Source organism: Thauera sp. (genome assembly GCF_035444905.1).
In the GTDB taxonomy this organism is placed as follows: domain Bacteria; phylum Pseudomonadota; class Gammaproteobacteria; order Burkholderiales; family Rhodocyclaceae; genus Thauera.
Genome location: NZ_DAOMPS010000118.1, coordinates 1 through 3,895 on the forward strand (window position 1 = coordinate 1; position 3,895 = coordinate 3,895).

Consider the following 3,895-nt stretch of genomic DNA (forward strand, 5'->3'; position numbering starts at 1 on the left):
GTGCCTGGACATGCTCGAGCCAGTGCAACGTACCGCGTTTGGAATAGTCTTCGTGAGCGAACGCAGCGGAAGAACCAAGGGTGCTGATGGCCGAGACGGCGAGGACGGCGATGATCGACTTTTTCATGGTGGCTCCTTGTCCAGTTGTCCAGATTGGCTGCTCGTGCTTGAGTAACCATGGACTCGATCATAGGAGCCGACCACTGACAGGGCAGTGACCGGGTAATTACGTTTAGGTCATAAGAATGCAAGGGTACGGTCAGGGTTGGCGAGCCAGGGTTCGTCAGCCCCAGGCCTTGACCGAACGGCAGACGCGCATGCAGCCGGTTGATGACTTGGGAAGGCTCACAAGACGGACGAGATAGCTCAAGACCAAACCTCCCAAGCTGATGGGTGTTGTTTGATGTTTGAACCACAACGTTCTGTTCAAGCTATTACCCATCTCTGCGGCTCATCCCTCCTCGGCGACCGCGCAAACCGCATCGGGATAACGGCCATCCGGACCACACTCCCGCCCGCTGCACTCGTTGCGTCATCTCCAACCTTGGTGCCGGCAACGGAGTTGCGCCCACACGTGGGCGGGTCGATTCTCGCCACGGCCCTGACGTTTCCGTTTGTTGCGAATTTCCCGCAACAATCCGGACTCCTGTATAAAACGGCCCACGGATCGCCGAAGGCGCCCAGCCCTCGCGAAACCGACCCGACATGACCGTGTTTGCCTCCTCGTCCGTCTTCTCGCGAAAGATCGCCCGCATGCTGGTGAGGGGGGTGATCGGGCTGCTGATGCTCTCGCATGCGCTGTTCGCGTTCTCGAGCGCGATCTCGCTGTCTCACGACCCCTTGCGTGCAAGCACGCACGCGCATGCGTTTGCCGATGCAGACACAGGTCAGGACGATCATGGCCATCGCCATGATGATTTCGAGGACGAGGGCGGCCCCCACCAACACGGGCACAACCCGGCCGATCACAGTCACGACAAGCCGAACGTGCCGCCCACGCACGCGATGGGTATCCCACCGTTGTCCGATCAGTGGCTCGCCGACGAGCGTCGACCCGCCTATCCTGCGCCCTGCGCCCTGCTCGAGCGCCCGCCAAAACGTCTCCTGATCGTTTGACCTGTCGAGTCCCGCGCGCTTGAAGCGCCGGGATCACCCAGCAAACCTCATCGGAAGACATCCATGACCCATTCCTTCCCCAGCCAGGGGCGGGCAGCCGTGCTGCCACGCTCCGGGCCGCTGCTGTACGCTTTCACAGGCGTACTGCTCTACCTGCTCCTGACCGCTTTCGCGCACGCCCATGGCGTGGCCGAGGGCGACAAGGGCTACATCCAGGAGATCTCGGGCACGCACCTGCTGCCCTTCACCTACCTCGGCGCCAAGCACATGGTCACCGGTTACGACCATCTGCTGTTCCTGGCAGGGGTGATCTTCTTTCTCTACAAGCTCAAGGACATCGCGCTCTACGTCAGCCTGTTCGCGATCGGGCACTCGGTCACCATGTTGTACGGTGTCTATGCCGGGGTGAACGTCAATGCCTACCTGATCGACGCGATCATCGGCCTGTCGGTGGTGTACAAGGCCCTCGACAACCTCGGTGCCTTCCAGCGCTGGTTCGGCGTGCAGCCGAACACCAAGGTGGCGACCCTGGTCTTCGGCCTGTTCCACGGCTTTGGCCTGGCGGCCAAGATCCAGGAGTTCGAGATCGCCCGCGATGGCCTATTGCCCAACCTGCTGGCGTTCAACGTCGGGGTGGAGATCGGCCAGTTGCTCGCGCTCGGCGCAATCCTGATCGCGATGGGCTTCTGGCGTCGTACCGCCGGCTTCTTCCAGCACGCCTATACCGCCAACGTCGCCATGATGTGCGCCGGGTTCATGCTGATCGGCTATCAGCTCACCGGCCTGTTCGTATCCTGAGATTCCTGGAGTCATCCACCATGTACAACACCGACCTTCCCAAACGCGCCGACCTGCCGACCACCGGCAAGCTGCTGCGCTCGACCGCCCTCGCTGCCCTGATCGCCGGCGGGCTCCTCGTCACAACCGTACTGCCGGCCGAGTACGGCATCGACCCCACCGGGATCGGCCGCGCCCTGGGCCTCACGCCGATGGGCGAGATCAAGATCTCGCTCGCGGCCGAGGCCCGCGCCGACGAGCGCGTTGCCACAGAAACGGCGCCCGCACAGCCCGTAGCCGTCGCGCCTACGGTTCGTGCCGAAGCGGCGCCTGTCCCGGCACCGGCACCTGCGCCGGTCGCGGTCGCCACACTGCCGCCCGCAGCGGTCGCGCCCACGCCCGCCGCCGCACGACAGGACACGGTGACCGTGACGCTCAAGCCCGGTCAGGGCGCCGAAGTCAAACTGACGATGAACAAGGACCACCGCGTTCGTTATGAGTGGGCGAGCGCCGGCGGCCCGGTGAACTTCGACACCCATGGCGACCCCTACGACGCGCCGAAGGACTTCTATCACGGCTACGGCAAGGGACGTAACGAGCTCGGCAGCAAGGGCGAACTGGTCGCCGCGTTCGACGGCAAGCACGGCTGGTTCTGGCGCAACCGCTCCGGCTACGACGTCACCGTCACGCTCAAGACCCAGGGCGAGTACGCCAGGATCGAGCGCGTGCTGTAAGCGCAGCCCCCCATCCCGCCGGGGTGGGGGCGTTTCCCGCTATCGTTTCCATCGGATGGCTGCCACTCCGTCCGAGCAAGGGCAATGAACAACATCTACGTGATCCATGCGCTGCTCGCAGCCGCCCTGTTCGGCGCGAGCACCCCGTTCGCCAAGCTGCTGGTCGGCGAGATGTCGCCCTGGCTGCTGGCTGGCCTGCTCTACCTTGGCAGCGGGCTCGGGCTGGCTGCGGCGCGCCTGATCCGCGATCGTGGCTGGACGCCGTCCGGCCTGGCCAGGGGTGAATGGCCGTGGCTGCTGGGGGCGATCTTCTTCGGCGGCGTGCTCGGCCCGCTCGCGCTGATGTTCGGCCTCACGCGCACCAGCGGCGCGACCGCGTCGCTGCTGCTCAACCTCGAAGCGGTGCTGACCGCCGTGATCGCCTGGGTGGTGTTCAGGGAGAACGCCGACCGCCGCATCGTGCTCGGCATGCTCGCGATCGTCGCCGGCGGGGTCGTGTTGTCGTGGTCGGGTGGCGAAGGCGGAGCGAACGATTGGATCGGCCCGCTCGCCATCGCCGCCGGCTGTCTGTGCTGGGCAATCGACAACAACCTGACGCGGCGCGTGTCGGCCTCGGATGCGCTCTTCATCGCGGCCACGAAAGGTGCGGTGGCGGGCACGGTCAATGTTGCGCTGGCGTTCGCGCTCGGTGCGAGCCTGCCGGGCGGTCCGGTCCTGCTCGGGACCATGGTTGTCGGCCTGCTCGGCTACGGCATCAGCCTAGTGCTGTTCGTGCTTGCGCTACGTGGATTGGGGACGGCGCGCACCGGCGCCTACTTCTCGACCGCGCCGTTCATTGGCGCGGCGGTGTCGCTGTTCCTGCTGGGGGAGTCGACCTCGATCTCATTCTGGATTGCGGCAGCCCTGATGGGCTGGGGGGTGTGGTTACACCTCACCGAGCATCACGAGCACGAGCACGTGCATGAGCCGATGGAGCATGGCCATCGGCACACGCACGACGAGCATCACCAGCACGAACATGATTTCGAGTGGGATGGCGACCAGCCGCATGAGCACTGGCACCGCCACGAGGCGCTGCTCCACAAACACCCGCACTTTCCGGACATCCACCACCGGCACTCACATTGATTCAACGAAGCACCAACTTCGCGTCCCCAGTATGTCATGCGAGGTGGCGGCTTCAATCGGTTACTTGCCGTTCGAGCCACGAAGTGCCCGACGGCTGGATTGGGTCGCTATGCAAATCTCTCCATAACGACCCCTATGCG

At 64.6% G+C, this 3,895-nt stretch carries 4 protein-coding genes; all 4 read left to right on the forward strand.

Annotated features, from left to right (window positions below):
- The first annotated feature begins 705 nt into the window (after positions 1–705).
- Positions 706–1,116 carry a hypothetical protein gene (locus tag PLC66_RS22310; protein ID WP_324544375.1) on the forward strand — a complete coding sequence of 137 codons (411 nt, stop codon included), beginning with the start codon at positions 706–708 and terminating at the stop codon, positions 1,114–1,116.
- 63 nt (positions 1,117–1,179) lie between these two features.
- On the forward strand, positions 1,180–1,914 hold the full coding sequence (locus tag PLC66_RS22315) for a HupE/UreJ family protein (protein ID WP_324544376.1): 735 nt from the start codon (positions 1,180–1,182) through the stop codon (positions 1,912–1,914).
- Positions 1,915–1,934: 20 nt separating this feature from the next.
- Positions 1,935–2,627 carry a transmembrane anchor protein gene (locus PLC66_RS22320; protein WP_324544377.1) on the forward strand — a complete coding sequence of 231 codons (693 nt, stop codon included), beginning with the start codon at positions 1,935–1,937 and terminating at the stop codon, positions 2,625–2,627.
- Positions 2,628–2,711: 84 nt separating this feature from the next.
- Positions 2,712–3,755: a DMT family transporter gene (locus PLC66_RS22325; protein ID WP_324544378.1), complete on the forward strand. Its 1,044-nt coding sequence runs from the start codon at positions 2,712–2,714 to the stop codon at positions 3,753–3,755.
- Positions 3,756–3,895: the final 140 nt, after the last annotated feature.